The sequence below is a fragment of the Siphonobacter sp. BAB-5385 genome (genome assembly GCF_002261125.1).
Taxonomy (GTDB): Bacteria; Bacteroidota; Bacteroidia; order Cytophagales; family Spirosomataceae; genus Siphonobacter.
The window spans coordinates 120,750-146,951 of record NZ_NMPS01000232.1; the positions used below are offsets into that span (position 1 = coordinate 120,750).

Consider the following 26,202-nt stretch of genomic DNA (forward strand, 5'->3'; position numbering starts at 1 on the left):
CGTAGTTGAGCAAACGGCTGTAAAATAGGGGTTTTTACGGATGCATGACTAATAAAATTTGTCTTGTTTCGCCCGCCGTGTGTGCGGTCAAAACGGACAGGCGGTGCTGGAGGACTCGCTCACTCCAGGAATCGTTGCTTTTCCCGGCGAGGGTCAGCATTCCGGGTAACGTTCCTGGCCTATCCGAAACGTGTACGTATGCACAAGCATCGAAAGTATCCAGGGACGACGTTAAGCAACAAAAACAGTTGGAAAGGGAATGTGTCTTGGATGATAATCTACGTCTGAAAATAGATTGAAAGGAAGCCAGTTCATTACGTAGTCGATAGGCAGTAAAAGTGGGGTAGAAACATAAAAAATCCCTTCCTCAGAGAAAAAGGGATTTTTGAACAAACCTAATACAATTACTTCTATATACAAGAGTAGCATTTGCCTGATTTATACTCTTTTTTTAATTAAAAAAATTAGAAATTTTCAACTTTTATGAAAATATTCCATTTAATATTCTTTTTGTAATACAAAATTATCCTTTGTCCCATTTTCGACCTATCCTAACCTTACTTCCATGCGATACCTGCTTCCCGTATTTGCGGGTCTGGGGCTACTACTGGCCTTTACTGCTGATGATGTACTGACCCGCATCGTCAATCGATTCAATGCTTATCATCAGGAGTTTCCTCAGGAAAAAGTATACCTCCACTGCGACCGACCTTATTATGCTCTGGGCGAAACCATTTGGTTTAAAGGTTATCTTTTCGATGCAGCCAGTCATCGGGCGGATACAGTAAGTCGGGTATTGTATGTGGATCTAATTAGTAATGGAAAAACGCTGTTGCAAAAACGGGTACTTCCCAGCGAAGGCATGGCGACGGGTGACTTCTATCTGGCTGATACGCTTCAGGAAGGCTTATATCAGATCCGGGCCTACACAAACTGGATGCGAAATTTTGATGACGACTTCTTTTTTACCAAAGAATTTCAGGTATACCAGCCCGCTGTAACCGAACGAAACCTGGTTCAGGCCAAAGAAGAGTGCTCCGTGCAGTTTTTTCCGGAAGGCGGCGATCTGGTTCAGGACATTGAATGCCGGGTTGGATTTAAAGCGATTAATCAGTCTGGACGAGGAGTGGCGATACAGGGCGTAATTCTGGAAGATAACAAGGATACGGTTACCGCCTTTCAATCCGAACACCTGGGGATGGGCCGATTGATGATGACTCCCAGGGCCGGAAAGACATATACGGCGGTATTCAACCATGGTACCACTACCCAACGCCTGACTTTACCCGAAGCCAAACCGCAAGGCCACGTACTGATTGTTGATAATCTATCGAATAAAGACCTGATTCGGGTGTTTATATTCAATCAGTTACCCGCTACTGAAGCAAATAAAGAACTGTTTATCGTAGCTCAGATGCGGGGCGAAGTACTCTTTGTTGCCAAGGGTTCGACGGGTAAGAAAACTTTTGTTGCCAATGTACCGAGAGCCAAATTTACGGAAGAAGGGATTGTCCAGTTTACACTTTTTGGAGCGAATGCCGAACCGCTTGCCGAGCGTCTGGCCTACGTTCGTCAGCCCAATAGTATACTCAGTCTTGAATTAAAAACGGATAAAGCTGCGTACAAGCCCCGCGAAAAAGTAACCCTGGATTTTGAAGCCAAAGATGCCGCGGGCAAACCCGTATTGGGCGATTTTTCACTGGCAGTAACGGACGCTGGTCAGGTAACGCCGGAACGGTACCCGCAAACCCTGGTTTCCTATTTGCTCATGAGTTCCGATTTGAAAGGATTTATCGAAGAACCCGGTTATTACTTTGATTCACAAAATACAAATGCGGTGTTGTACCTGGATTTTCTGATGATGACGCAGGGTTGGCGACGTTTTAACTGGAAACAGATTCTAACCGAGGAGTCCAAAAGGCCAGCGTACTGGGTAGAACAGGGGCTGTCACTGACGGGCAAAGTTACCCGGCCTAACGGCAAAATTCTGGAGAAGAAAGGCATTAATGTAACCATGTTCATGACACCGCCCCGCCAGGCTCCCATGCTGGAAGTCGTTCCTGCCGAAGCGGATGGCTCGTATGCCTTTCACAACTTATACTTCGGCGATTCGGTGAAAGTAATGATGCAGGCCGTTGCCGGTAAGAATGACCGGAATCTGAGTGTTACGCTACATGGATTTCCCGCACCCACCGTCCGATTAATAAAAACGCCTTTTCAACCCGTAGATATTCAGGCAGAGGCGTTTGCCAACTACTTGAGCCGGGCGAACGAAAACCTGGAAATCGAGCGGAGATTTCGGCTCGACAAAGCACGCTTACTAAAGGAAATAACGGTAAAAGCCCGACGAACGGAAGAGACGGATAGCCGTAAGATCTACGGTCGGTCCGACGCAACAGTGAAATTCGACCAGATGAATGCGTCTGGAGCTACTTCAATATTTCAGGTTCTGCAGGGACGGGTGGCTGGCTTGACTATCTCGGGTGGGGGGATGGAATATACGGTGCAGATTCGCGGGGCTATGAATTTTTCGGGCGTGGTTGAACCCCTGTTCGTACTGGATGGAATACCGGTAGACAAGCAAACGGTGGCTACCATTCCGCCTACGGATGTGGATTACGTGGATGTACTCAAGGGAAGTTCGGCGGCCATTTATGGCTCGCGGGGTGCGGGAGGAGTAATTTCGATTTTAACCAAACGCGGCAACACCTCTTACGACTGGTCCAAAGAAACGATACCTGGACAGTTGATACGGGTGCTGGATGGATACGCCAAAGTTCGGGAGTTCTATTCGCCGGATTATAGTGTGGATGCACCCGAAAACCGGCGACCTGATTACCGTTCGACCCTATACTGGAATCCGCATGTCCAAACGGACGAAAATGGTAAGGCCCGAATCACGTTTTATAATACCGATCATGCCACCCAGATTCAGGCTCAATTGGAAGGAGCTTGCTCCGATGGTCGGATCGGGACGGTAAAGGTGAGTTACCGAGTGCAGTAAGGTTTTCCGTAAAGACGCCTCCGATAGACGTCTTTACGGGTCAATCCCAACATTCCATTAACAATAAATCCCCCGATTCGTATGCAATCTTCACTAGTCCGTCCTGAGCGGCTTCGTTGCTGCTGCCCGTACGGTAACCTATTTGCAGCGATTCGTTAAACAGGTTATACGTTAATCCTTCCGTACGAATGCCCGCTACGGTACCTACCGGAATGAGCGAAAGTGGCGTACGGGCCGTGTACCATTTTTCGTAATGGTAAGCAAGCAGGAAAATACGGGAATGATCATCCAGTAAAACCACTTTGATCTGATCGCGTACCCGGACGATGTTGGTAATGTTGGTGATCGTATGATCGGCCCGGCGACCCGTCGCCCAGACCACGTTTACGGCTTCGTGGCCGCGTTCGATGAGAAAATCAAAAGCTTTTTCCAGATCGGTTTTGTTCTGGTCGGGTGTATGGACGAACTCAATGGGATATTGAGCCTGGCGAATTTCGTCGAGGTTAATGTCCCGGTCAAAATCTCCCAGCAGTACATCTACCTTGATGCCCAGCTCCAGTACACGCTTGATGGCTCCGTCGAGTACGACTACCAAAGGGGACCATTCCAGCAACTGAGCCAGTAAATCCCAGCTACAGGCTTCGCCATTGGCAATGACCAGGGCTGGTTCCTGTTTTTCGCGGATGATATGATGAGAAGACACCGGATTATTTTGAGTTTCGGGATTCTGGTTTGAAGTTCGCGTTGCGATTCGCAAAGATGCCTAACAAAGCTTGAAACTTGAAATCAGAAACGTACGCTCTGGCCATTGATCTGGGCAATACTTACGCCAAAACCGGCCTTTTTACGGCGGATGGACATTTACAGGAAACGCACTGGAATTTTACCATACCGGAATTGCTGGAATATGTTCGCGAACGCAAGCCCGCTCGGGTGGTGCTGTCTTCCACGGGGCATGCAGAAGAAAAAATACGTAGCTGGTTTGCCTTTCTGCCTTCGCCCATCCTCTGGCTTACCCCGCAAACGCCCGTGCCGCTAACCAAATGTTACGATACGCCGCATACCCTGGGAGCCGACCGCGTAGCTGCGGCCATTGGAGCCCGTCAGTTGTTTCCCGACCGCAACGCACTGGTCATTGACATGGGTACCTGTATCACGTATGATTATGTGGATACGGAAAATAATTTTCACGGCGGTCTGATTTCTCCCGGGCTTCGTATGCGATTTAAAGCCATGCATTCGTTTACCCAACGATTACCCCTTGTGGAAGTGCCCGAGACTTTTCCGCCCCTGGTAGGCAAGAGTACCATTCACGCCATGCAAAGCGGTGTTTTATACGGACTAATCGCCGAAGTACAGGGCCTCATCGAACAATACCGTAGTATTTATCCTGATTTTCAAGTCATTTTGTGTGGAGGGGATGCTCCTCTGTTTGAATCTCGACTGAAAGAACCGATATTTGCAGCCCCCGAACTGGTCCTCCTGGGCCTACACCGAATTTTAAACTATAATGTCTAAAAAGTCAATCATTACCCGCCTTCAGTCATCCGTTAGCCGCTCGTTTGGGGCAGTGTTGGTTTTTTCAGGACTCTGTTCATTACAGGCAGTGGGTCAGGGCTTGGGTAATACACCATATTCTACCTACGGTATCGGGGAAAGATTTAGTGATGCTTTTGCAGCTCAGCAAATGATGGGTGGATCAGGGGTGAGTTACGCCAACGGTCTGTTCATTAATAACATAAACCCCGCTCTGATTGCCCGTAACCGCATTACGACGCTTGAAGTAGGTACGCTGATTCAGTCCAAACAGTTGAAAGAAGGAAATCTGCAGCAAAATGTGGTGGGGGGGAATCTGAATTATCTGGCGATGGCTTTTCCGATAAATAGCCGCTGGACTTCCAGCCTGAACTATACCCCGTACAGTTACCTCGATTACAACAATCGTAGAGTGAGTACAATCCCCGGTGATATGTTCTCTTCGCTGACCGAATACCGGGGGTCAGGAGGCATGAACAAGGTTTCGTTCGTGAACGGTGTTCGCGTTTATAAAAACCTGTACGCCGGTATTTCGGCTTCGTATCTTTTCGGAACCCTCACCCGGGAAGTATCGACGCAAACCCTCCGAGGCGATGGCAACGATTATACGCTGCTCTTTACCGATACGGATCAAAACCGGAATTTCCTTTTTAAAGGAGGTCTGGCTTACCGCTTTAAATTCAGCGACAAACGCTACCTGAACGTTGGGGGTACCTATGAGTTGCCTACCCAGCTGCGTACATCGCGGGTAAGTACGCAATCGGCTCTTGTGGGCGAGATTCCCGTTGCGGGCAGTAACGATACCTTAAGTTACAATGGGAGTGGTCGGGTGAACTTACCGGGCAGCTACCGCATCGGACTATCGTACGAAAACCCCTATCGCCTGGCCGTTACGGCCGATTTTTCCATGCAGCAATGGTCGCAGTTCCGGGATTTCAACCGGAGCAATCAGAATATGCAGGATAGCTACCAGGTCAGTGCAGGACTGGAGTACACGCCTAACATTGTATCCTCTACCTACTGGAACCGGATTCCGTACCGCTTCGGCGTGAATTTCTCGCAATTGCCCTACAGCGTTCGTGGGCAACGCATCAATGAGGCCAGCTTATCCATTGGTATGGGCTTACCGCTAACGAAAGTAGGTCTTTCGGATGCAAACCTTGGCCTTACAGTAGGTCAGCGGGGAAAAGAAGGCACGGGCATCATTAAGGAACAATTCTTTCGGATTAATCTTGGTTTCACCATCAGCGACCAGTGGTTCTACCGTCAGGTGGTCGATTAGTTGATTGAAGCCATGAGACAAGTAACGTTTTTTCTTTCCTGTATTTTGTTGAGTGCCTTTGGATTAATGGCCTGTGAAGAAAAACAGGTTGTTAATTCGAAACCCTATACCGGGCCTCAGCAGGAAACCTACGATGTGCAGGTTGTATACAGCGATTCGGGCCATAAAGTGATCCGTATGGTAACGCCCGTTCAGTTGGATTTGCTGACAGGCGATCGGATTTTTCCCAAAGAGATCCGACTGTATTTTTACGATAAAGCCGGTACCGAACACACCTGGCTACGGGCAGATTCCGGGCGGTACATTCGGATGCAAAACCTGTACCGTATGATCGGACACGTAAAAATTGAAAACCGGATCAAGCAGGAAACCCTCGAAACGGACGAACTATTCTGGAGCCCCGACCAAAAACGCATCTATACAGATCGACCCGTAACGAGCCGCACCCCCACCGGTGTTACTAATGGGACGGGGCTGGTGGCTACGCAGGACTTTAAGCAATACGGTCTGGGAAAAGTACGTAATAGCCAGATGCAGGTGAATGATCTTCCTGAATAAGGCTAAGGGCACTGAGCCAACGCTTTTTCAACCTCGGTTACATCCGTAATCTTCTTTTCATTTCCCCATTCATTGTACAGGAAAGTGGTTAGCACGGCCAGATCAAGGGCTTTTAAGGCCGTGTTGCCGGGCATGGGCTGCCGGTACAGCTTTCCGTTTACGCGTAGCGGATGTTGAAAACCGTTTCGCATGCCACAGATGACGAGAGCTTTGTTGGAGGCCGTAAGAAAATCGGAGCCAGCCAGCGGTGGATACAGATTGGCCATTCCTTCGCCCTGAGCCTGATGGCAATTCATACAGCTTTTCTTGTAAAGATCAAACCCTTCGGCTACGTATTGTTGCCGCTTGATTTCCGCTTCTGACTGGCAGGCGGTTAATCCCGCTATTGCTACGAACAGAAGGTATACTGACGTTTTCAGGGCTTTTATGATAGGCATGACTGGTCAATGATCAATCAGTGAATGGATCAAAATGAAATTCGAAGTTAGCCAAAAGCGTCCGTTGAGTCGCCATGGTATCTAGTATCTACTGCGTTTAAAGGCCTAGCAAAGCAAGAAGAAAGTACGAGGTATTTAATGAAAAAAGGGCATTTGCTTCATGTTTAGCGGCTTAACGCGGGTTCCATTCGCTTTCCTGAAGTACGGCTTTTGAAGAGACATCCAGAAAATTATTTCATCTTTATCTGGCTTTACGTATCCCTAAAAGCGAACGCCCCCTACTTTTGTGAAAATAGAATTGATTCGTAAAACAAGTTCCGCCGCCGTATAATCATAACGTTGCTTATTCTTCCGGGCAGGTTATTTTTGGTTAAGATACATGAAAACATATTTACGCCTTTTACAGTACGCACAGCCCTTAGGGCGGTTTGTGATTCCCTATCTGATCTGTTCGCTGCTGGGTAGTCTCTTTGGAATCCTCAATTTCGCCCTGATCGGCCCTTTGCTAGGCGTACTCTTTGATGTACAACCCGCAGCGGTTGTGACCCGGCCCACCTTTGAATGGGAGCCTCAGTACTTCATTGATTTATTCAAATACTACCTCTACGATGCAACTACCAATCATGGTAAACTGGCCGCCCTGCGATTTGTCTGCGTAGTAATTATCAGTTCGGTTTTACTTTCAAATATCTTTCGTTATCTGTCGAGTCGGGTCATTGAAAAGATGCGGGGTTCTACCATTACGAATCTCCGTTCGGCCGTGTTTGAACGAATCATCAGTCTGCACTTGGGTTTTTTCAACAATGAACGCAAAGGAGATTTGATGGCTCGCCTTACGACGGACATTCTGGAAGTAGAAGGTTCGATTGGACGAGCGTTTGGGGCTATTTTCAAAGAAATCATCTTACTGATTGGCTACTTCATTACACTATTCTATCTGTCAGTAGAATTGACCTTGTTCTCCCTGGTGGTCATTCCTTTGTCCGGAGCCATCATTGGTCTACTGAGTAAACGCCTGAAAGAACACGCCATCGAAGTCCAGTTGACTATGGCTAATATTCTGAGCGTAATCGAGGAAACTTTCGGCGGTGTTCGGGTCGTGAAGGGCTTTAACGCCGAGCGGTTTATTGGAGAGAAATTCGACCGGGAAAACCGGAAGTATTACCGCGTCTGGCGGAATATGATCTATCGACAGGAAATGGCTTCACCGCTTTCGGAGTTACTGGGCGTATGCGTCGTAGCGGGAATTCTGCTGTATGGTGGGGGGTTAGTACTTTCCGGACAGTCGGGTATGGATGCCAAAGATTTCATTGCCTACATTGTCCTGTTTTCGCAGGTTACCCGGCCGGCCAAGGAAATTTCTAATTCCATTTCGGGGATGCAACGTGGAAAAGCTTCAGCGGATCGCATTTTCCGGTTGATGGATACGCCGCGACTGATCGAGGACCAACCTAACGCGACTGTACTGAAAGATTTTCAGCAGGGCATCGAGGTACAAAACATCACCTTCGCGTATCAGGAAGATCGTAACGTAATAAAAAACATTTCCTTCTCCATTCCGAAAGGTCAAACGGTGGCTTTAGTCGGTTCATCAGGCAGTGGGAAATCGACGATTGCTGACCTGATTCCCCGGTTTTTTGATGTAACGGGCGGTCAGATTCTGATCGATGGTATGGATATTCGGCAGGTAACGCAGCAATCGTTACGAAATCTGATGGGAATCGTAACGCAGGAATCCATTCTCTTCAACGATACGATTTTTAATAATATCTCCTTTGGCATTAACGCTACGCCCGAGCAGGTAGAAGAAGCCGCTCGCATTGCCAACGCCCATGAGTTTATCATTCAAACGCCCGAGGGCTATCAAACCACGATTGGTGATCGGGGAAGTAAGCTTTCGGGTGGTCAGCGGCAACGTATTTCCATTGCCCGGGCTATCTTGAAAAACCCACCAATCCTGATTCTGGATGAAGCAACGTCTGCACTGGATACGGAATCAGAAAAACTGGTACAGGAGGCCTTGACCCGACTGATGAAAAACCGGACTACCTTGGTCATTGCCCACCGCCTGAGTACTATTCAGCACGCTGATCAGATTTTGGTATTACAGCACGGGGAGATCATTGAGCAGGGAACGCACCTTGAATTGCTGGAGCAGAAAGAAGGCATGTACCGTCGTCTCAGTATGATGCAGGGCGTATAAATATAGCGTTAAAACAGAAGAGCGGCGAGTACATTGCTCGTCGCTCTTCTGTTTTAAGATGGTTTCTTATTCTGAAATACTAACGATTGCCTCGGGTTCATTGATCATCAAGGCCTGTTCTTCGGCTTCGGTAAGTTTGGGCGTCAGATTGCAACTGAGGTATTTAATGCTGTATCCTTGCTCGTAAAATAGAGTTTCGTACCTGGTTTTAATACCAAAGTGCCGCATGTTGAGTTCGGATTGATATAAATCCCGAGTGTAGATCAGGTTTTCACAACCAAAGGCTTGGAGTGTCTCAAGAGTATAATCAAACAGACTATCGCTATCCGTTTTCAAGTGGAAGATACCGCCTTGCTTGAGCATACTGGCGTACATACGTAGAAAACGTGGATGCGTGAGCCGACGTTTAATATCCCGATTACGGGGCCGTGGGTCCGGAAACGTAACCCAGAGTTCATCCACCTCGTCAGGAGCAAAGTATAGTTCTACATCCTGTACGATGGTGCGGAGGAAACCAATGTTGGTAAGCCCTGCATTAATGGCCTGCTTACTGCCGCGGGCCATGCGGTCGCCTTTCATATCCACACCAACGAAATTCTTGTCCGGGAATACCTTTCCCAGTCCTACTGTATATTCACCCTTACCGCATCCAATCTCTACAATCAGTGGATTTTCATTCTTGAAAAACTGGTCATGCCAGTGGCCTTTGATGGCGTAAAATAAGGGCTTGGGTGGCTCCAGCACGTTATCGGTCTGGGCGTTATGAGCAAAAAAATGGAGTTTTTGACGTGACACGACTACCTGTAAGTTTAACCTTACAAAGGTAGAGATTACCAGAAAATTAGAACGAAAAATATTCAATCAGAGGGAGTTACTGCTTACTCCAGTAGCGACAGTACATCTTCCTTCGACAGCGATTTTACAAAGGTATCTTCGGTCGTAATCAGCTCGCTGGCCAGCCGCTGTTTGGAATGTTGAAGAGCCAGAATCTTCTCTTCCACCGTATTCTGGGAAATGAATTTGTACGTAAATACGGTCTTGTCCTGCCCGATTCGGTGAGCCCGGTCAACCGCCTGGGCTTCAATGGCCGGATTCCACCAGGGGTCCAGAATGAATACATAATCGGCCGCCGTAAGATTTAAACCTAAACCACCTGCTTTGAGGGAAATTAAGAAAATAGGAACCTGTGCATTCGTCTGGAATAGTTCAACCTGCCCCTGCCGATCCTGCGTATTGCCGTCGAGGTACGCATAAGGAAATCCGCGTTCTTCCAGTTCAGACCTGATTAGATCAAGGTGTTTAACGAATTGGCTGAAGATGAGTATCTTATGTTTTTCGCCGACTACCGTTTCAATTTTCGCCAGTACTTCCTCCAGTTTCCCCGAACTGAACTCGTATCCTGAGTCCACCATTCTCGGGTGATTGGCCAGCTGCCGTAAACGCGTCAGACCTTGCAAAACGACCATCTGCGATTTGGCGATGCCTTCTTCTTCAATATGCTGAAGAATCATATTGCGGTAGTACGACTTTGCTTCCTCGTAAGCCTTCTCCTGTTCTTCGGACATGGCACAGTACTGAACGGATTCGACCTTTTCGGGAAGTTCCGTGGCCACCTGCGATTTATGCCGTCGCAGCATAAACGGCTTGATGATGCTGTACAGCCGCTGCGTTTTCTTTTCATCCCCCCGCTTTTCAATGGGAATCTGAAATTCATTCCGAAAGAAGGACTGACTACCCAGCAGGCCCGGATTAACAAAGTTCATCTGACTCCACAGGTCCATGGTACTATTCTCCAGCGGCGTACCACTCAAAATAAGCCGAAACCGACTTTGCAGGAGCAGCAAGGCCTTGGAAATATTAGAACCGGGATTTTTAATGGCCTGCGATTCATCCAGAATGATGTAGTGAAACGGATAACGCTGGAGCAGCTCCACATCGATCCGTACAATGCCATAAGAGGTCAGGACAACATCGTACTGATTGAACAGGTCAATGTTTTTTTCGCGGTACGTGCCGGTATACACCAGTACGCGTAACATGGGGGTAAACTTTTTAATTTCCAGTTGCCAGTTGTACAGCAAGGACGTAGGCATCACAATTAGTGACGCTTCTTTCGCCCCGTTTTCGTACTGCGATTGCAGCAGCGACAAGGTTTGTAGAGTCTTTCCCAGACCCATATCATCGGCGAGGCAACCCCCAAACTGGTATTGGTTCAGGAAGCGTAGCCAGTCGTAGCCGGCTTTCTGGTAGGGCCGAAGGGTACCATTGAGTCCCTGTGGGAGAGGGTATGCTTCAATTTCCTCGAAATCCCGTAGTTTTTCGAGTTTCCGGTTAATGATGGTAGCGGCCAGACTTTCTTCCTGCAACTCCTGCACCAGCGAAATGTGGTGTTTCTGGAGGACAAGATGATCCTGATCGTCGTGGTCGTTGGCAAAGGCAAACAGTTCGGAATATTGCGAAAACCAGGATTCAGGAATTACGGCCACCTCGCCATTCGGCAGGGTAAATTCCCGTTTTTTGTCGAGAATCAACTGTTTGAGTTGCAGGAACGGAATTTCATACTCGCCAAACCGTACAACTGCGAAGATATCAAACCAGTCACGGTTTTCGTGAATGGAAAGCTGCAGGGAGGAGTAACCCAGGAAATAACGTTTCGTATCGGTTGGACTCTGACTAATGACAAACCCCTGTTCAAGTAACGGTTCGTAATGATCCTGAATCCAGGAAAAAGCTTCCGCTTTCGGTAAGACAGCCTGTCCATTCCGTAAATGCAGGTTTCGCTCCCGTAACATCCGTATGGTTTCCTTTTCCCGAGGAATGTCCCGTTGAATTTTATGGAAAATATACTCGTCATTGCGGGTTTCCATGCTCACATTGGCTGAGGCCGTGAAGCTGTCGAACCGGAAACTATGATCGCCGTAATTGAACGATAAGGTCAGCGTAACATCCGGGTCAGTTGCTACAGCTGAAGTCGCCGAAGAACCCGCCGTAGCCGATTCAGCAACGTTTTCGCTCAGGTTTAATTGGGGCACCGGACGGAACGATTCCGAACGGATCTCAAAGCCTTTTGCGTATACATCGAAGAGTGTAATTAAGGACGATACAAATTTCCGGTAATAGTCCTCTTCGATGCTTTTGGGAATGACGATAAACTTCTTGTTAAAAAAGGGCTTTAGCTTTTTGCCATCGACGGCTGGCTTGAAATGGTACAACTTCGCATCCAACAAAAGCCAGGCCGGATCTTCGCCCAGTAAGATCGCGTCGCGGTGCTGGAACTCTACTTTTACTCCCTGATGCCGAATCGTCGGATAGTAATGCGTATTGTCGGCATTCCGCATGACATGGAAACGCACAGAAGCGGGTTCCACCGGAATGGTCACTTCTTCGCGAATGGGATTGCCATCGTTGCCCATGATGAAGACGCGTTTGTCTACCAGCAGGGGACAAATCTTAGCCCGGTGACTTTCAATATAGTTACAGATGGAATCCTGAAGATTTTTATCGCCTTTGTTTTTGTCGAATACTTTGAGAAAAAAATCAGTAGGAGTCGTTTTCTTCGAGCTAAATTTTTTAATGACTACTTCCTGCTGAATGGCATCGATAAGTTTTACCAGTTCAAAATCAGTATCGTCCAGCCGTTCAGCAAACTCATTGATATTCTTGGAGGAGATGGATTGATGCAGGAGGGTAAGTTCACCACGGTCATTTAACTGCACAATAAACGGTTCCCAAAGATAGCCCAGGTACTCGTGCTGATAGAGCGAGTAAATGAGGCAGAATGGTTGGGAGGTAGCAACTTTCATAAGTTTAAAGCGGGAAGGTCCGCTGATCAATTCGTGTATACCTACCCCCAGGAATCAGAATTCAAGAGGCAGGAATCGAGGTACGGAATGACGCGATTGTTGGAGAGTAAACAGATTCGTTTTTTGCTGAAAAGAAACAAAAACGCTCGCAATCCAACTAATTTAAAGGCAAACGAACGGCAATTTTATGATTGCTATTGAAAAAACCTAATTTTTCAATGCTTAAGTTTAGCCAAATATAAAGGCAGAAAAAAGCTTTTAAAGCTTCGTTTTTTTGCGTTCATTGCCAGTTTTATTCATTTAGAAAACGCAACCTTAGGTAATGAAGTAGGTTTTCAAAAGCAAGAGTGTTTGTCCTCTTAACCATGGGTAGTTTAAAACAAAATCGGGCTCTAGTATGCCTATTATTTACATTGATTAGTGGTACCCTACAGGCTCAGTCTATGGCTTCGCGGCTGGATCACCTACTGGCTCAACGGATTTCCGGCGAGGGGCCGGGCGTAAGCATTGGTGTAGTACGTAAGGGAAAGGTTTTATATGCGGGAACGGCTGGGTTGGCCCGAGTTGATACGCAGGAGAAAATCAGTTTGCGAACGACCTTCCGCATGGCCTCTGTTTCCAAACAGTTTACAGCCATGGGCATTCTACTGCTCGAACAGGAAGGAAAACTGAAACTAACGGATCCTCTAAACCGCTTTTTCCCGGAATTCCGTACGGAACTGGCTTCACGCATTACCCTGCAACATTTGCTTACGCATACTTCGGGTATTCATGATTATGAAGAGTTGATGGACAGTACCTGGCACCGGCAGATTCTGGATGAAGACGTAGTTAAATTGTTACAGGATCAAACGCAGACATATTTTAAACCCGGTACCCAGTTTCGGTACAGTAATTCAGGGTTCTGCTTACTGGCCATGGTGGTTCAACGGGTGTCTGGTCAGGCTTATGGGGTATTCATGAACGAACGACTGTTTCTGCCCCTGGGCCTAAAAAATACGTTTGTATACGAGGCTGGGAAAATGTATCCGCATCGGGCTTTGGGTCATACCGTCACGGACGAAGGAAATACGCAAGAATCCGATCAGAGCCTGACGAGTGCCACCCGGGGAGATGGTTGTGTATATACCTCGCTGGCCGACTATTTTCGCTGGTATCAGGCTTTACAGCAGGGGAAGCCCTTGGACCTGAATAAAAAATTACAGACAGTAGCTTTCGCCTTTCCCGAATTACCGGGCTCAGGATACGGTTTGGGCTGGTTTATTCAGAAAACCTCTCCTATCGAGTTATTTCACAGCGGCACGACCAGCGGTTTTAGCAACGTGGTCATTCGTATTCCTGAAAAAGATGTATTGCTGGTAATGTTCTCGAATCGGGCCAATCATCACGCATTTTTCAATGAAGTATTGACCGTACTACAAACGGAACCCGATCTAAAACCGCAAATGAATTGGCAAACCTTTCATCGGCTGACGAATTGAAAAAGGGCCGTATCTATAAATTAGATACGGCCCTCGCTTTTGCTTTTCTTACTGCTTAGGTTCGCTTTTCTTATCTTCCGCCAGTAACTTTAGAAGTACACCATTCGTCCAGCCAAAGCCATCTTGCAGCGGATATTCACCGCCGCCGCCGAGCAGGGAAGTGTCGTACACATTATACTTTTCTACCATACGGCCCGTGGCTTTGTAAACCCGGACGTTTTCTTCCACCCAAATATCCCGGATTTCTTGGGCCAGAGCCGTTTCTTTATAATTCCGCAAGCCCTGAATAGCCATCCAATGCAGGGGAGCCCAGCCATTGGGAGCATCCCATTGCTGTCCGGTTTGAACCAAGGTAGTAGTAAGTCCACCCGGTTTCAGGAAATCATCTTTTAATCGCTTTGCTACTAATCTTGCCTGATCTTCCGTAGCAATGTTAAAAAATAGGGGATACACTGCCGCCAGGGAGGCAATGGGCGTTTGCCTGGCTTCTTTGAAGTCGTAATCGTGGTAAAATCCGTCTTCTTTATTCCAGCAAAACTGTTGAATGGCCTTCTTACGCTTTTCAGCCAGGTTTTTAAAGCTTTGGCTGTGAGCCTGATCATTAATCAGCGTATAGCCTTCCGCCAGCGTCATTTCAAGTTCGTATAGCAGACAGTTCAAATCCACCGGAATAATATCCGTCGTATGGATCGTTCCCATTGTCTTGCCGTCCCGGAACCAGCGAGCGGTAAAGTCCCAGCCTGATTCAGCACCCGCCCGAATGTCGCGGTATACTTCTTCGGCTTTGCGACCCGTGTGTTGGGCAATGGCTACGTCTTCCTTATAGGCTTCCGGACGAGGCGTATCACTGTCATCGTAGTACCGATTTAACTGATAGTTACCTGGCAGACGAACTACGCGTCGGTACGCTTCACCCGGCTTCAGGTCAGCCGTCTTTTTCATGTCATCCTCGTTGGTAGCCCCCATCCAGAAGTAGTATTCCTTCAACAATTCGGGCAAGTATTGAGCGATGATCTGATCATTATTGCGGGTTTCAGCCAGCAATCGAACCATCAGCGAAAAGTACGGTGGCTGCGAACGACTCAGGTAGTAACTCCGGTTGCCGTTAGGAACGTGTCCCTGATACCGAATGAGGTGAGCGAAGTTGGAAACCATCCCTTCAATGAGAGAATCTTCACCCGCTTCCTGTAACCCTAGCATCGTGAAGTAGCTATCCCAGTAGTAAATCTCTCCGAAGCGACCCCCAGGGACAACGTAGCTACGGGGTAGTGCCAGTAGAGAGCCCTTCACTTCGCCCGTAGGCTTCCGGGTCAAGATCGGCCACAAGGCGTTGATATGAGCCTCAGGCGACAAAGACGTATCCGAAACAAAGTGATTATTAGGAGCATCCGGAAAGCGGAAATACTCGTTGACAAATGCCCTTAAGTCGAAGCCTTCTTTATCCTTCTGCTCTTCATAAGCCCTTAAAATCTGCTTGGCAGGAATGAGTGGTTCCGCATCAGCAAAGGTCTTGGAGTCCGGGAATAGCTCCTTCATCTGGACATCTACAAAGAGTTGTCCAAATTCTACATCAGGACTCGGGGGAGTCTGAAGTTCGGCCGGTGTACAGGCAAGTAGTAACAAGGGAATTGCTAGAATAGATAGAACACATGAACGAAGTATAAAGGGCATAGAGCTAAATAATAATGCTTAAGGGTTTTTAGAAACGTTTCTGAGTATCAGGGCAATAAAAGTAGAGAAAGCTCTACAGTGCCCCTAAAAGTGGGCAAATATCACCTATTTCTGTAAGTAACGAAGCTAGAGCTAAGATTCATATCCAAGAAGGGTAGTTAGCTGAAGTAGAAACGTACGTAAAGTTTTAGCTCTTGGTAAATAAATCTCACACCTTGTGATAAAATGTTGTACTTTCGCCCTCTAAATTATATTTTCGGGTATCCGAAAAATACATTGTTTAAACTCGTTTAAACTTCTGATAGTCAATGAAATTTATCGTCTCGTCTTCGGCATTGTTGAAACAACTGGCGGCTATCAACGGAGTCGTAGCGTCCAATCCGATTGTTCCGATTCTGGAAAACTTCCTGTTCCAACTCGAAGGGAGTCTACTTACGGTAACGGCCTCTGATTTGCAGACGGTTATGATTACCGAAATAGAGGTCGAATCTTCAGATAAAGGTTCCATCGCTGTACCGGCTAAATTGCTACTCGATACGTTGCGGGGTTTACCCGAACAACCCATTACCTTCAAAATTGACGCCGAAACGTTCGGTACTGAAATCGTCTCCGAAAACGGTCGGTACAAACTTTCCGGTGAGAATCCAATTGACTTCCCGAAAGTTCCGGCGGTTAACAAAACCTTATCGATTGAGGTAGCGGCAGAAGTGTTGGGCAAAGCCATCGCGAACACGAGCTTCGCCGCCAGTACCGATGATTTACGTCCTAATATGACGGGGATGTATCTTCAACTGGGGGAAAGCAATGCAACTTTCGTAGCGACGGACGGCCACCGGCTGGTACGGTATCGTCGGCAGGATTTGCGTTCAGCCAATACCAGTACCATGATTATTCCTCGCAAGGCACTGAACCTGCTGAAGTCTTCCCTGCCTTCGGATGATACGACCGTAAAGGCGGATTTCAGTCAGTCGAACGCGTTCTTCACCTTTGGTAACATCAAGATGATTTGCCGATTGATCGACGAGCGATTCCCGGATTATGAAAACGCGATCCCCGTTAACAATCCAAATATCTTAACAATCAATCGACTCGAATTGCTGAGTTCGTTGCGTCGAATTTCTATCTACGCCAATAAAACGACTCACCAGATTCGCCTGCGAATTTCTCAGGACGAACTCGTGATCTCAGCGGAGGATCTGGATTACTCCAATGAGGCATCCGAGCGTTTGGTTTGTGAGTATAGCGGCGATGATCTGGAAATTGGCTTCAATGCAAAATTCCTGATTGAAATGCTGAATAACCTTAGCTCCAATCAATTGCAGTTGCGTTTATCGGCTCCTAATCGGGCGGGTATTCTGGTCCCCAACGATCAGGACGAAAACGAAGACATTCTGATGCTGGTGATGCCGGTCATGCTTAATACGTATGCTTAAAGATTTTCAAAGATGAAATAAAAGGAGCCTTTCGAAAGAAGGCTCTTTTTATTTGTTAATTCGTTGGATAAAAGACTTTTCACAACGAACTTCACGTTATTGATTCTGATAAATCCCTTTTTGTTTAACACGATGAAAACACTTCGACTCGTAGTAGTCCTGCTACTGACTGGACTGACCTTTCAGACCAATGCTTCGGATGAGCCTAAAAAAGAGGGAATCCAGTTTTTTCACGGTACGTGGAAACAGGCCTTAGCGAAAGCCAAAGCTGAAAACAAAATGATTTTCCTCGATGCCTATACAACCTGGTGTGGTCCCTGCAAGTGGATGCAAACCAAATCGTTTCCGAACAAACAGGTGGGGGATTTGTATAACAGCAAGTTTATCAACGTGAAACTGGATATGGAAGCGGGAGAAGGATTGAAGCTGATTGATCGCTATCCTGTAGAAGGTTTTCCAACGCTGTTTTTCATTGATTACGAGGGAGAAGTGGTACTAAAAGAAGCAGGAGCTAAAACGCCCGAGCAACTCATCACGTTTGCGAACGAAGCCATTGAGCAGTAATAAACTATTGATACATAAATAGAAGAGTCGGCAAAGAAACTTGCCGACTCTTTTTTATGGAAAAAATACAATTTAGGAAGCAAGCTATATCAGTAGGTTAGCCCCTGCTAATCAATGCTCCACGGCAACAGCTACTAGCTCATTGTGAAGCAATTAAGGCGGACTCATGCAGTGTCAAGAAAAATTTACAAAAATTTACAAAAACTTTTCCTAAACTCTTGTTTATCAAATAGAAAACCGCTTATTTTGCAACTCTGTTTAAAGATCGAACAAAAGGTCGCTGTTCCATATGGTTGGCAGAACTATAGGAACCTCTGATTATCAGACCATTGAGTTTATTTGTTCGATTGCCACGTCAATTTCGGTTTTGCCCGGTTTTGAACGTCAGAACTGTTACTGGCTCCAGTACTTGAATGCCCAGGTGCAATGGAGTTGAGTAGTAAGCTGACAGGATGCTTCTTCCCGTATCTCGGGATTTTGGATGCGTACAGGCTTTTTTAGCCTATCTGGTACGCCCCGCAAGTCTCCTCTCCGCTTTCCTTCTCGGTACGTTACTGGTTTTCAAAATTTTTCAGGGAATTTCTGTCTTGATACGGTAAACAGCAGAAAAAGCACTACTTTTGCAGTCCGTTTTCTGAGGCCCCCAGGTGGGAGAGCTGATAACCAATTAAAAATCAAGAAGATGTCTGGTATTATTGGGAAGAAAATTGGCATGACCAGCCTCTACAACGCTGACGGTTCTGCCGTAGCTTGTACGCTGATTGAAGCCGGTCCCTGCGTCGTGACGCAAGTAAAGACCGTCGAAACGGATGGCTACCAAGCTGTTCAGTTAGGTTTCGGCGAGAAAAAAGAGAAAAACACTTCCAAGCCGCTGGCTGGTCACTTCAAAAAGGCCGGTACAACTCCCAAGCGGAAGTTAGTAGAGTTCAAAACTTTTGAACAATCACTGAATTTAGGCGATACGATCGATTCTACGCTGTTTGCTGAAGGTGAATTCATCGATGCAATCGGTACGGCTAAAGGTCGTGGTTTCCAAGGCGTTGTGAAACGTCACGGTTTCGGTGGGGTAGGCGGTCAAACGCACGGTCAGCACAACCGTCAGCGTCACCCGGGTTCGATTGGTGCCTGTTCTTTCCCTTCACGGGTATTCAAAGGCCTTCGCATGGCAGGTCGGATGGGTAACAACCGCGTTAAAATCCAAAACCTGCAAGTACTTAAAGTGTATCCTGAGCAAAACCTGATCGTGATCAGCGGTTCAGTTCCGGGTGCCAAAAATTCATTTGTAATTCTTGAGAAATAGGTTCGTGTGAGTATTCACATGCCCTTCTACTCAACGTAGCACTTGACAAGAAATGGAACTGTCCGTATTTAATATTCAAGGCCAAGAAACGGCGAAGAAAGTAACACTGTCTGAGGACGTGTTTGCAATTGAGCCTAACGAGCACGTAATGTGGCTCGACGTAAAGCAATACTTGGCTAATCAGCGTCAGGGTACGCACAAAGCTAAAGAACGTTGGGAAGTTTCCCGCTCAACCCGCAAACTGATGCGTCAGAAGGGTACCGGCGGAGCTCGTCACGGTTCTTTCAAAGCTAACATTTTCAAAGGTGGTGCTCGCGTATTCGGTCCTAAGCCCCGCGATTACTCCTTCAAACTGAATAAGAAAGTGAAAAGCCTGGCTCGTAAATCAGCTCTGGCTTCTAAAGCGAAAGACGGCGTAGTAACCGTTGTCGAAAACTTCACTTTCGATTCTCCTAAGACCAAGCAATACATTTCGGTTCTGAACGCCTTCCAGGCGGGTGAAACGAAAACCCTGCTGGTTCTGCCGACGGCTGACAACAATGTATTCCTGTCAGCTCGGAATCTGCCTAAAGCCAACGTGCTGCCCGCAGATCAGTTGACTACCTACGCTTTACTGAATGCTGATCGTTTGATCATTGCTGAAGGAGCGTTAGAGAAAATCGAAGCATTATTGAACTAATCCGTTGGTCCGAAAGGCCTGGAGATTAACGACAAAAGATTATGAGCATCATCATTCGCCCGCTCCTGACTGAAAAGTCAACGGCTCAGAACGAGCAAGGAAAGTACGGCTTCGAAGTGGCTCTTACGGCCAACAAGGTCGAGATTAAGAAGGCCATCGAAAAAATGTACGGTGTGAAGGTTGAGTCAGTGAATACGGTTCGTCAAATCGGGAAGAAAAAATCTCGTAGCACGCGTACCAAAATCACGGCTGGCTTTACTTCCACCAAAAAGAGAGCGATCGTTACTGTTGCCGAAGGTGAAGTAATCGATTTCTATCAAGGCATTTAATTCAACATCCCCCTCCTCCAGGATGCGTTTTGAACAGGTTAGGCTGGCAGTGGAGGACATAGCCTGACCGTAGCAATTAATCCAATGGCAATCAAGAAGTTGAAGCCTGTTACGCCGGGAACCCGCTTTCGTTCGGCCCCGACGTTTAACGAAATTACGGCTAGCAAACCTGAGAAGAGCCTCTTAGAGCCTCTGAAAAAATCAGGTGGTCGTAACGATCAGGGTCGCCGTGCGATGCGTTACATCGGTGGTGGACACAAGCGTAAATACCGGATTATCGATTTCAAACGCGATAAACAAGGCGTTTCAGCAGAAGTAAAAACGATCGAGTACGATCCTAACCGTTCGGCTCGTATTGCGTTAGTTCAATACGCAGATGGCGAAAAACGCTACATCATCGCTCCCCAAGGTTTGACCGTAGGTCAGACGATCGTAGCGGGTGAAGGCGTAGCTCCTGAAGTAGGCAACGCATCTCCTCTGATGGCTCTGCCCATCGGTACGATTGTTCACAACATTGAGTTGAAGCCTGGCAAAGGTGGTCAGATGGCCCGTAGTGCTGGTACGTACGCTCAAATTGTAGGACGTGAATCGAAATACGTAATTCTGCGACTTCCCTCAGGCGAAACCCGTATGGTACTGGGTTCAGGTATTGCAACCGTAGGTTCAGTATCGAATGCCGACCACATGAACGAAAGCCTGGGTAAAGCAGGTCGCCGTCGTTGGTTAGGTCGTCGTCCCCGCGTTCGTGGTGTAGCAATGAACCCAGTTGATCACCCGATGGGTGGTGGTGAAGGCCGGGCTTCTGGAGGACACCCACGCTCACGTAAGGGTCTGTTAGCGAAAGGTAAGAAAACTCGCGACAAGAAGAAGGCATCCAACAAGTTAATCATTAGCAAGCGGAAGAAATAATGGCACGTTCACTCAAAAAAGGCCCCTATATTGATTTTCGCCTCTCCAATAAAGTGGAGGTAATGAATGAGTCAGGCAAGAAATCGGTTATTAAAACCTGGTCGCGTCGGTCGATGATTTCTCCTGATTTCGTGGGTCACACTTTCGCCGTGCATAACGGTAACAAGTTTATCCCCGTGTACGTGACGGAAAACATGGTAGGTCATAAACTGGGCGAGTTTGCCCCGACCCGCAACTTCCGTGGCCACGTCGCTAAAAAGGACAAAGGAAAACGATAAACCAGTTTACAGTTGGCAGTCTTCAGTTGACGGATGCGTATCGCTGGTAACTGAAAACTAAGAACAACAAACTGACAACTTAGTAATGGAAGCAATCGCAAAACTTAATAACGTCCCGACGTCGCCCCAGAAAATGCGACTGGTTGCCGATCTGATTCGCGGCCAGAAAGTAAACAAGGCATTGGCGATTTTGAAATATCAGCCTAAGTCGGGCTCTCCGCGTCTGGAAAAGTTGCTGCTGTCGGCAATTGCAAACTGGCAGGAGAAATTCGGCGAAGAAGTGAAGCTGGAAGATGCTGACCTGTACGTAAAAACTATTTTCGTAGATGGCGGTCCTTTCCTGAAACGTCTTCGTCCGGCTCCTCAGGGCCGTGCGTATCGGGTACGGAAGCGTTCGAATCACGTAACGCTTGTTGTAGCCAGCAAAGCCAAGGCAGAAGAAACTAAAACCGAAAACACGGAAGCGTAACACACCATGGGACAAAAGGTAAACCCCGTAGGTCTTCGTCTGGGTATTGTACGTGGTTGGGAATCCAACTGGTACGGTGGAAAGAACTTCGCTGAAAAGCTGGTAGAAGACGAAACGATTCGTAAATATATTGCTGCTCGTATTCCTAAAGGTGCGATCTCGAAAGTAATCATCGAGCGTACGCTGAAGCGGGTAACGCTAACCATCAACACGGCTCGTCCAGGTGTGGTTATCGGTAAAGGCGGTAACGAAGTTGATAAAATCAAAGAAGAGCTCAAGAAATTGACGGGCAAAGATGTCCAGATCAATATCTTCGAGATCAAGCGTCCGGAAGTAGATGCGAAACTCGTTGGTGAAACGATCGCTCAACAACTGGAAGCCCGTATTTCTTTCCGTCGTGCTATGAAGCAAGCGATTGCTTCGGCTATGCGGGTAGGAGCACAGGGTATTAAAGTTCGCTTGTCAGGCCGTTTAGGTGGAGCTGAAATGGCTCGTACGGAAGAGTACAAAGAAGGACGTGTCCCTCTGCATACACTCCGTGCTGACATCGACTACGCTATTTCAGAAGCTCAAACGGTATACGGAAAGATCGGTATCAAGATCTGGGTCTTCAAAGGAGAAGTATACGGTAAGCGTGATCTTTCAGTAGTTAACGCTGGTTTGAACGCCGGTGGTGCTGAAGCTCGTGGAGGTTCTGATCGCGGCGATCGTCGTGGCGGTCGTGGTGGAGATGATCGCGATGGTGGTAACCGTCGGGGTCGTGGTGAAGGTGGTGGTGACCGTGGACGCGGAAACAACAACCGTGGTGGCCAAGGCGGTGGAAACCGTGGCGGAAACAACAACCGTGGTGGCCAAGGTGGTGGAAACCGTGGCGGTGGACCAGGAGGACGTCGCTAATTAGGTTGCAAGCCCTAGTCACTAGGGCTTCAAACTCTAAAGAACTCAACGATCATGTTACAACCGAGAAGAACCAAATTCCGCAAACAGCAGAAAGGTCGGATCAAGGGTCTTGCAACGCGGGGCCATGAGATTTCCTTCGGCTCATTTGCAATCAAATCGCTGGAGCCCGGCCGTATTACGGCTCGCCAGATTGAAGCGGCTCGTATCGCTGTTACCCGTGCAATGAAACGGGAAGGACAAGTATGGATTCGTATTTTCCCTGATAAGCCTATTACGAAGAAACCTGCAGAGGTACGGATGGGTAAAGGGAAAGGTGCTCCCGAATATTGGGTAGCCAACGTGAAACCCGGAACAATTCTGTTTGAATCAACGGGTGTACCTCTGGAACTGGCTCAGGAAGCTCTCCGTTTAGCAGCTCAAAAGCTGCCCCTGCGGACGAAATTCGTAGTTCGCCGGGATTACCAGGAAGCTAACTAATTTGAGGATTTGATAATTCGACAATTTGAAATGGTTCTAGTCGAATACTACGATTTTCAAATTAGCCCTTTTCAAGTTTTCAAATTATAGCAGTAATGAAAATCAAAGACATTCGGGCTTTGAGTACGGAAGAAATCCGTCAGCAAATTGCCCAGGAAAAAGATGCACTGAGCCGTCTCAAATTTGCTCATGCTATTTCTCCAATCGAAAATCCGTTGCGTATTCGGACCTCCCGTAAGCTTATCGCCCGGTTGTTGACCGAACTTAACGCTCGCTAGTCATTGCCCGATACGGGCACAAAGCAAATTCCGAATCATGGAAGTAGAACGTAAGCTCAGAAAAGTCAGATTTGGTCGGGTGGTATCCAGCAGCATGGATAAGTCGGTGGTAGTTACCGTCGAGCGGAAGGTGAAGCACCCAATCTACGGTAAATTCCAAAAGAAAACGACCAAATTGATGGTACACGACGAAAACAATGAGTGTGGCGTCGGCGATACGATCAAAGTGATGGAAACCCGTCCCTTGTCTAAAAACAAACGGTGGCGTTTGGTTGAAATCATCGAAAAAGCCAAGTAATCAGGCAGGAGTAGGGATCGGTTTCCGTTTTTTGATGATTAGCGGATCGCTAAACTGAAAGCGGAAACTGAAAACGAAACTGAAATCTCAGCAAAGACATGCTTCAGCAAGAATCTAGATGTAGCGTAGCGGATAATAGTGGTGCCAAAGAGGTACTCGTAATCCGCGTGTTGGGCGGTACGGGCAAGCGTTACGCATCTATCGGCGACAAAGTCGTAGTAACCGTAAAACAAGCCCTCTCCTCTTCGAACATGAAGAAGGGAACGGTGTCTAAAGCCGTAGTGGTTCGTACGAAAAAAGAAATTCGCCGGAAAGACGGATCTTACATCCGTTTTGAAGATAACGCCGTCGTACTTCTAAACAACCAGGACGAACCGCGTGGAACTCGGATCTTCGGACCAGTTGCTCGCGAATTGCGTGAAAAGCAATTCATGAAAATTGTTTCGCTGGCTCCTGAAGTGCTCTAATCACTCAGGATAATCGTACGAAATCAAACAATGGAAAAGCAAAAGCAAGTGAAGCTTCACGTTCGCAGCGGTGACACGGTTTTAGTGATCGCCGGTGACGCTAAAGGTAAAACCGGCGTTATCAAGTCTGTGGATCGCGAAAAGCAACGGGCTATCGTAGAAGGTGTGAATCTGGTAAAGAAACACGTGAAACCTTCCGCGACTAACCCTCAGGGAGAAATCAAAGAAATCGAAAGTCCCATTCACATCAGTAACCTGAAAGTGGTAGACCCGAAGACGAACGAAGCCTCCCGCACCGGCCGTAAACTGAACGAAAAGGGCAAGTCTCAGCGTTTCAGCAAAAAGAGCGGTAACCTTATTTAACTAGCTTGGCGGTTAGCAGCCGTCAACACGAAACAGTGGGTCGGAAATCCACAAACCATTCGCATCAATGGCAACTCCCAGATTAAAACAAAAGTACTTTGACGAAGTAGTTTCTGCTTTGAAAGAGAAGTTCCAGTACAAATCGGTGATGCAAGTACCGAAACTGGAAAAAATTGTGATCAACAAAGGTATCGGTGCTGCCGTAGCAGATAAAAAGCTGGTTGACGTAGGGGTAGAAGAATTATCTACGATCTCTGGTCAGAAAGCGGTAGCCACGATCTCTAAGAAAGCAATTTCTAACTTCAAGCTTCGTGAAAATATGCCTATCGGAGCGAAAGTAACGCTGCGTGGCGAAAAAATGTACGAATTCCTGGACCGTCTGACGTCGATCGCTCTGCCTCGCGTACGTGACTTTAAAGGAATTAGTGACAAAGGCTTTGATGGCCGTGGTAACTATACCTTAGGTGTAAAAGAACAAATCATCTTCCCTGAGATCTCTATTGAGAAAGTACAAAAAATCTCAGGTATGGACATCACGTTCGTTACTACAGCACAAACTGACGCTGAAAGCTTAGAACTGCTGAAGGCTTTAGGAATGCCCTTTGCTGGACAAAAAAAGTAATTATTGATCCCCCGTCACTTCAGATTTCTGAAAAGGACGGGGACCAATTATAAGCAAACAAAATGGCAAAAGAATCAGTCAAAGCAAGAGAGCGGAAACGCGAACGTCTGGTAGCCAAGTACGCTGCTAAACGCAAAGCCCTCAAAGAGGCCGGTGACTTCATCGGACTTGACAAACTTCCCCGCAACGCTTCCCCTGTACGTCTCCATAACCGCGATAAGCTGAATGGTCGTCCCCGGGGGTACATGCGGAAGTTCGGTATCAGCCGTGTTACGTTCCGTCAAATGGCTTCTGATGGAAAAATTCCGGGCGTAACAAAATCGAGCTGGTAATTTTTGGTGTATCCATTTTGATTCTCTAATTTTGCGAGCCGTTTTGAAGCGGCCCGTAGCAAAATCATATTCTTTCATGGATCCGATTGCAGATTACTTGACCCGTCTGCGGAATGCCATCAAGGCTCGCCACAGAATCGTCGAGATCCCGGCTTCCAATCTCAAGAAGGAGATTACTAAAGTTCTCTTTGAGAAAGGCTATATTCAAAGTTACAAATTTGACGAAGAGGCTTCCGTACAAGGAACCATCAAAGTCGCTTTGAAATACAATCCCCTGACGAAACAGTCAGCTATCGTTAAGTTAACCCGCGTAAGTAAACCCGGTCTTCGGAAATACTCAGGTTCTAAAGAACTTCCTCGCGTATTAAACGGCTTAGGTATCGCAATTGTTTCGACGTCAAAAGGAGTTATGACGGACAAAGAAGCTCGTACCCTCAATGTAGGTGGCGAAGTACTTTGCTACGTTTATTAATTAAACCAATGGAATAGCGGAGGTCAATCTTACCACTGAAAACCTCCGCTAATTCAT

At 47.2% G+C, this 26,202-nt stretch carries 28 protein-coding genes; 23 read left to right on the top strand and 5 right to left on the bottom strand.

Annotated features, from left to right (window positions below; translation table 11 throughout):
* The first annotated feature begins 565 nt into the window (after positions 1–565).
* Positions 566–3,004 carry a TonB-dependent receptor gene (locus BWI93_RS24555; protein ID WP_094816307.1) on the top strand — a complete coding sequence of 813 codons (2,439 nt, stop codon included), beginning with the start codon at positions 566–568 and terminating at the stop codon, positions 3,002–3,004.
* A gap of 40 nt (positions 3,005–3,044) precedes the next feature.
* Here the strand turns inward: BWI93_RS24555 and BWI93_RS24560 are convergent, their stop codons facing one another.
* Positions 3,045–3,707, bottom strand: a complete 663-nt coding sequence (locus tag BWI93_RS24560; protein WP_094816309.1) for a thiamine diphosphokinase — start codon at positions 3,705–3,707, stop codon at positions 3,045–3,047.
* A gap of 77 nt (positions 3,708–3,784) precedes the next feature.
* On the opposite strand from BWI93_RS24560, the gene BWI93_RS24565 reads away from it, so the two are divergent.
* The 3 genes from BWI93_RS24565 to lptC are packed head-to-tail and all read left to right on the top strand — an operon-like array spanning position 3,785 to position 6,380.
* Positions 3,785–4,522, top strand: coding sequence for a type III pantothenate kinase (locus BWI93_RS24565; RefSeq protein WP_233207756.1), 738 nt, complete (start codon positions 3,785–3,787; stop codon positions 4,520–4,522).
* On the top strand, positions 4,515–5,822 hold the full coding sequence (locus BWI93_RS24570; RefSeq protein WP_094816311.1) for a hypothetical protein: 1,308 nt from the start codon (positions 4,515–4,517) through the stop codon (positions 5,820–5,822). Before BWI93_RS24565 ends, BWI93_RS24570 begins: the two co-directional genes overlap by 8 nt.
* Positions 5,823–5,834: 12 nt before the next feature.
* Positions 5,835–6,380, top strand: a complete 546-nt coding sequence (gene lptC, locus BWI93_RS24575; RefSeq protein ID WP_141217591.1) for an LPS export ABC transporter periplasmic protein LptC — start codon at positions 5,835–5,837, stop codon at positions 6,378–6,380.
* Positions 6,381–6,382: 2 nt separating this feature from the next.
* Here lptC and BWI93_RS24580 read toward each other — a convergent pair whose 3' ends face one another.
* Positions 6,383–6,817, bottom strand: coding sequence for a cytochrome c (locus tag BWI93_RS24580; RefSeq protein ID WP_094816315.1), 435 nt, complete (start codon positions 6,815–6,817; stop codon positions 6,383–6,385).
* A 379-nt stretch (positions 6,818–7,196) separates the two neighbouring features.
* Here BWI93_RS24580 and BWI93_RS24585 point away from each other — a divergent pair, with 379 nt between their 5' ends.
* The gene (locus tag BWI93_RS24585) at positions 7,197–9,020 is read left to right on the top strand and encodes an ABC transporter ATP-binding protein (protein ID WP_094816317.1); all 1,824 of its coding nucleotides are present in this window, start codon (positions 7,197–7,199) and stop codon (positions 9,018–9,020) included.
* A 66-nt stretch (positions 9,021–9,086) separates the two neighbouring features.
* Here the strand turns inward: BWI93_RS24585 and trmB are convergent, their stop codons facing one another.
* Both trmB and BWI93_RS24595 read right to left on the bottom strand, forming a co-directional pair.
* On the bottom strand, positions 9,087–9,815 hold the full coding sequence (gene trmB, locus BWI93_RS24590; RefSeq protein WP_094816319.1) for a tRNA (guanosine(46)-N7)-methyltransferase TrmB: 729 nt from the start codon (positions 9,813–9,815) through the stop codon (positions 9,087–9,089).
* A gap of 83 nt (positions 9,816–9,898) precedes the next feature.
* Positions 9,899–12,823, bottom strand: a complete 2,925-nt coding sequence (locus BWI93_RS24595; RefSeq protein WP_094816321.1) for a DEAD/DEAH box helicase — start codon at positions 12,821–12,823, stop codon at positions 9,899–9,901.
* A gap of 365 nt (positions 12,824–13,188) precedes the next feature.
* Between BWI93_RS24595 and BWI93_RS24600 the strand changes: the two genes are divergently transcribed.
* Complete coding sequence (locus tag BWI93_RS24600; RefSeq protein ID WP_094816323.1) at positions 13,189–14,304, top strand: serine hydrolase; 1,116 nt, start codon at positions 13,189–13,191, stop codon at positions 14,302–14,304.
* A gap of 48 nt (positions 14,305–14,352) precedes the next feature.
* Here BWI93_RS24600 and treF read toward each other — a convergent pair whose 3' ends face one another.
* A complete protein-coding gene (gene treF / locus BWI93_RS24605) occupies positions 14,353–15,975 on the bottom strand; it encodes an alpha,alpha-trehalase TreF (protein ID WP_094816325.1) in 1,623 nt (540 codons plus the stop codon).
* A gap of 308 nt (positions 15,976–16,283) precedes the next feature.
* Here treF and dnaN point away from each other — a divergent pair, with 308 nt between their 5' ends.
* The 17 genes from dnaN to rpsH all read left to right on the top strand — a co-directional run bounded on the left by dnaN (position 16,284) and on the right by rpsH (position 26,145).
* Positions 16,284–17,408, top strand: a complete 1,125-nt coding sequence (gene dnaN, locus BWI93_RS24610) for a DNA polymerase III subunit beta (RefSeq protein WP_094816327.1) — start codon at positions 16,284–16,286, stop codon at positions 17,406–17,408.
* 132 nt (positions 17,409–17,540) lie between these two features.
* A complete protein-coding gene (locus tag BWI93_RS24615; protein ID WP_094816329.1) occupies positions 17,541–17,972 on the top strand; it encodes a DUF255 domain-containing protein in 432 nt (143 codons plus the stop codon).
* 682 nt (positions 17,973–18,654) lie between these two features.
* Entirely contained in the window at positions 18,655–19,272 is a 618-nt protein-coding gene (gene rplC, locus BWI93_RS24620; protein ID WP_094816331.1) for a 50S ribosomal protein L3, read from the top strand.
* 52 nt (positions 19,273–19,324) lie between these two features.
* The gene (gene rplD, locus BWI93_RS24625; RefSeq protein ID WP_094816333.1) at positions 19,325–19,951 is read left to right on the top strand and encodes a 50S ribosomal protein L4; all 627 of its coding nucleotides are present in this window, start codon (positions 19,325–19,327) and stop codon (positions 19,949–19,951) included.
* 41 nt (positions 19,952–19,992) lie between these two features.
* On the top strand, positions 19,993–20,280 hold the full coding sequence (gene rplW / locus BWI93_RS24630) for a 50S ribosomal protein L23 (RefSeq protein WP_094816335.1): 288 nt from the start codon (positions 19,993–19,995) through the stop codon (positions 20,278–20,280).
* 84 nt (positions 20,281–20,364) lie between these two features.
* Positions 20,365–21,189 carry a 50S ribosomal protein L2 gene (rplB, locus tag BWI93_RS24635; protein ID WP_094816337.1) on the top strand — a complete coding sequence of 275 codons (825 nt, stop codon included), beginning with the start codon at positions 20,365–20,367 and terminating at the stop codon, positions 21,187–21,189.
* Positions 21,189–21,467, top strand: coding sequence for a 30S ribosomal protein S19 (gene rpsS / locus BWI93_RS24640; protein ID WP_094816339.1), 279 nt, complete (start codon positions 21,189–21,191; stop codon positions 21,465–21,467). Before rplB ends, rpsS begins: the two co-directional genes overlap by 1 nt.
* 85 nt (positions 21,468–21,552) lie before the next feature.
* Positions 21,553–21,936: a 50S ribosomal protein L22 gene (gene rplV / locus BWI93_RS24645; RefSeq protein ID WP_094816341.1), complete on the top strand. Its 384-nt coding sequence runs from the start codon at positions 21,553–21,555 to the stop codon at positions 21,934–21,936.
* Positions 21,937–21,942: 6 nt separating this feature from the next.
* A complete protein-coding gene (gene rpsC, locus BWI93_RS24650) occupies positions 21,943–22,833 on the top strand; it encodes a 30S ribosomal protein S3 (RefSeq protein ID WP_094816343.1) in 891 nt (296 codons plus the stop codon).
* A gap of 54 nt (positions 22,834–22,887) precedes the next feature.
* Positions 22,888–23,313 (top strand): 50S ribosomal protein L16, encoded by a 426-nt coding sequence (gene rplP, locus BWI93_RS24655; protein WP_094816345.1) that lies wholly within the window; start codon positions 22,888–22,890, stop codon positions 23,311–23,313.
* Positions 23,314–23,408: 95 nt separating this feature from the next.
* A complete protein-coding gene (rpmC, locus tag BWI93_RS24660; RefSeq protein ID WP_094816347.1) occupies positions 23,409–23,591 on the top strand; it encodes a 50S ribosomal protein L29 in 183 nt (60 codons plus the stop codon).
* A 37-nt stretch (positions 23,592–23,628) separates the two neighbouring features.
* Positions 23,629–23,889, top strand: a complete 261-nt coding sequence (gene rpsQ, locus BWI93_RS24665) for a 30S ribosomal protein S17 (RefSeq protein WP_094816349.1) — start codon at positions 23,629–23,631, stop codon at positions 23,887–23,889.
* Between the two features lie 98 nt (positions 23,890–23,987).
* Positions 23,988–24,356: a 50S ribosomal protein L14 gene (gene rplN / locus BWI93_RS24670; protein WP_094816351.1), complete on the top strand. Its 369-nt coding sequence runs from the start codon at positions 23,988–23,990 to the stop codon at positions 24,354–24,356.
* Positions 24,357–24,386: 30 nt separating this feature from the next.
* Positions 24,387–24,719 carry a 50S ribosomal protein L24 gene (gene rplX / locus BWI93_RS24675; protein ID WP_094816353.1) on the top strand — a complete coding sequence of 111 codons (333 nt, stop codon included), beginning with the start codon at positions 24,387–24,389 and terminating at the stop codon, positions 24,717–24,719.
* A 67-nt stretch (positions 24,720–24,786) separates the two neighbouring features.
* Entirely contained in the window at positions 24,787–25,341 is a 555-nt protein-coding gene (gene rplE, locus BWI93_RS24680) for a 50S ribosomal protein L5 (protein ID WP_094816355.1), read from the top strand.
* 62 nt (positions 25,342–25,403) lie between these two features.
* Positions 25,404–25,673: a 30S ribosomal protein S14 gene (gene rpsN, locus BWI93_RS24685; RefSeq protein ID WP_094816357.1), complete on the top strand. Its 270-nt coding sequence runs from the start codon at positions 25,404–25,406 to the stop codon at positions 25,671–25,673.
* A 76-nt stretch (positions 25,674–25,749) separates the two neighbouring features.
* Positions 25,750–26,145 (top strand): 30S ribosomal protein S8, encoded by a 396-nt coding sequence (rpsH, locus tag BWI93_RS24690; RefSeq protein ID WP_094816359.1) that lies wholly within the window; start codon positions 25,750–25,752, stop codon positions 26,143–26,145.
* Positions 26,146–26,202 lie beyond the last annotated feature (57 nt).

Coding starts and splice junctions, on each gene's coding strand:
- BWI93_RS24555 (WP_094816307.1), top strand. CDS start 566: ATGCGATACCTGCTTCCCGTATTTGCGGGTCTGGGGCTACTACTGGCC.
- BWI93_RS24570 (WP_094816311.1), top strand. CDS start 4,515: ATGTCTAAAAAGTCAATCATTACCCGCCTTCAGTCATCCGTTAGCCGC.
- lptC (WP_141217591.1), top strand. CDS start 5,835: ATGAGACAAGTAACGTTTTTTCTTTCCTGTATTTTGTTGAGTGCCTTT.
- BWI93_RS24580 (WP_094816315.1), bottom strand. CDS start 6,817: ATGCCTATCATAAAAGCCCTGAAAACGTCAGTATACCTTCTGTTCGTA.
- BWI93_RS24585 (WP_094816317.1), top strand. CDS start 7,197: ATGAAAACATATTTACGCCTTTTACAGTACGCACAGCCCTTAGGGCGG.
- BWI93_RS24595 (WP_094816321.1), bottom strand. CDS start 12,823: ATGAAAGTTGCTACCTCCCAACCATTCTGCCTCATTTACTCGCTCTAT.
- BWI93_RS24600 (WP_094816323.1), top strand. CDS start 13,189: ATGGGTAGTTTAAAACAAAATCGGGCTCTAGTATGCCTATTATTTACA.
- treF (WP_094816325.1), bottom strand. CDS start 15,975: ATGCCCTTTATACTTCGTTCATGTGTTCTATCTATTCTAGCAATTCCC.
- dnaN (WP_094816327.1), top strand. CDS start 16,284: ATGAAATTTATCGTCTCGTCTTCGGCATTGTTGAAACAACTGGCGGCT.
- BWI93_RS24615 (WP_094816329.1), top strand. CDS start 17,541: ATGAAAACACTTCGACTCGTAGTAGTCCTGCTACTGACTGGACTGACC.
- rplC (WP_094816331.1), top strand. CDS start 18,655: ATGTCTGGTATTATTGGGAAGAAAATTGGCATGACCAGCCTCTACAAC.
- rplD (WP_094816333.1), top strand. CDS start 19,325: ATGGAACTGTCCGTATTTAATATTCAAGGCCAAGAAACGGCGAAGAAA.
- rplW (WP_094816335.1), top strand. CDS start 19,993: ATGAGCATCATCATTCGCCCGCTCCTGACTGAAAAGTCAACGGCTCAG.
- rplB (WP_094816337.1), top strand. CDS start 20,365: ATGGCAATCAAGAAGTTGAAGCCTGTTACGCCGGGAACCCGCTTTCGT.
- rpsS (WP_094816339.1), top strand. CDS start 21,189: ATGGCACGTTCACTCAAAAAAGGCCCCTATATTGATTTTCGCCTCTCC.
- rplV (WP_094816341.1), top strand. CDS start 21,553: ATGGAAGCAATCGCAAAACTTAATAACGTCCCGACGTCGCCCCAGAAA.
- rpsC (WP_094816343.1), top strand. CDS start 21,943: ATGGGACAAAAGGTAAACCCCGTAGGTCTTCGTCTGGGTATTGTACGT.
- rplP (WP_094816345.1), top strand. CDS start 22,888: ATGTTACAACCGAGAAGAACCAAATTCCGCAAACAGCAGAAAGGTCGG.
- rpmC (WP_094816347.1), top strand. CDS start 23,409: ATGAAAATCAAAGACATTCGGGCTTTGAGTACGGAAGAAATCCGTCAG.
- rpsQ (WP_094816349.1), top strand. CDS start 23,629: ATGGAAGTAGAACGTAAGCTCAGAAAAGTCAGATTTGGTCGGGTGGTA.
- rplN (WP_094816351.1), top strand. CDS start 23,988: ATGCTTCAGCAAGAATCTAGATGTAGCGTAGCGGATAATAGTGGTGCC.
- rplX (WP_094816353.1), top strand. CDS start 24,387: ATGGAAAAGCAAAAGCAAGTGAAGCTTCACGTTCGCAGCGGTGACACG.
- rplE (WP_094816355.1), top strand. CDS start 24,787: ATGGCAACTCCCAGATTAAAACAAAAGTACTTTGACGAAGTAGTTTCT.
- rpsN (WP_094816357.1), top strand. CDS start 25,404: ATGGCAAAAGAATCAGTCAAAGCAAGAGAGCGGAAACGCGAACGTCTG.
- rpsH (WP_094816359.1), top strand. CDS start 25,750: ATGGATCCGATTGCAGATTACTTGACCCGTCTGCGGAATGCCATCAAG.